The 1,219-nt window shown below is 71.5% G+C and carries 1 protein-coding gene; it reads left to right on the forward strand.

The window, feature by feature from the left end; translation table 11 throughout:
• Positions 1-291: 291 nt before the first annotated feature.
• Positions 292-1,206, forward strand: coding sequence for a tyrosine-protein phosphatase (locus tag EF918_RS35910; RefSeq protein ID WP_221889800.1), 915 nt, complete (start codon positions 292-294; stop codon positions 1,204-1,206).
• Positions 1,207-1,219: the final 13 nt, after the last annotated feature.

Genomic DNA, 1,219 nt, shown 5'->3' on the forward strand with positions numbered 1-1,219 from the left:
CGCCATGACAAGACGCTTCCCCCGCACCCGTACTCCCCCAAGATCGGCAAGCAGAAACCGCCGCAGCCTAGCCGCGAAGCCCCTGCCCCTGTGAGCGCTTTCCGGCCACCCCGCGACTTCCGGGTCCCTGCACGGCTGCCGATGCACAGGCCTTGACACTTCAGGCCCTGGTGACGCACTTTGCCACTCCAAAGATGCTGACAGTTCGTCAGTTCTTCATTCCGTCACCATCTCCGGCTCCGAGGATCCGCGCGTCACGTTCCCGCCCCCGCCCAAGGAAGGACCCACCCCGTGCGCTCGTTGCGATCGATCTCCCGTGCCCTCGGCACGTCCGCCGTCGTCCTGGCCCTCGCCGTCCCCCTGGCTCCCGCGGCCGCCGCCGCGACCCCGGCCGCCCCGGCGTCGAGCTCCACCACCGCCGGCCGCGTCCTGTCCGTACCGGGTCTCGTGAACGCCCGGGACCTCGGCGGCTACCGCACGTACGACGGCAGAACCACCAAGTGGGGCACCGTCTACCGCACCGAGACCCTCTCCAGACTGACCACCGACGGCGTGAGCGCCCTCGCCGTACTCGGCCTCGGCAAGGTCGTCGACCTGCGGACCGCCCCCGAGATCCAGGCGGACGGCACCGACAAGCTCCCGGCGGGCGTGACCGCGGTGGCCCGGCCCGTCGACGACACCAGCCTGTTCGCGTTCATCGGCGGTGTCGTCCGCAGCAAGGACCCGGTCCAGCAGCAGGCCCAGCTCGGCAACGGCGCCGCCGAGGCCCGCATGACCGCCCTCTACAAGGGCTTCGTCACCAACCCGGCGAACCGCGCCCAGCTCGGCGCGGCGATCAAGGACATCGCCTACTCCACCCGGCCGGTCTCCTTCCACTGCTCGGCGGGCAAGGACCGCACCGGCGTCCTCGCGGACACGGTCCTGCGCGCCGTCGGCGTCCCGGCCGCGACCGCGGAGCAGGACTACCTCCTCTCCAACAGCCTGCGCGCCGCGTCGGACAAGGCCCTGCGCGACCAGGTCAAGGCGGCCGGGTACATGCAGAACCCGGACCTGCTGATCCCGCTCCAGGAAGTCCGCCCCGCGTACCTCGCGGCCTTCCGCGACCAGGCCGTGGCCGACTACGGCTCCTTCGGCGCCTTCCTGACGGACGGCCTGGGCCTGACCCCCACCGACCTCGTCAAACTCCGCACCCGCACGGTCTCCTGACCCACCCGAGCCC

This window comes from Streptomyces sp. WAC06614, assembly GCF_003949795.1.
Classification (GTDB): domain Bacteria; phylum Actinomycetota; class Actinomycetes; order Streptomycetales; family Streptomycetaceae; genus Streptomyces.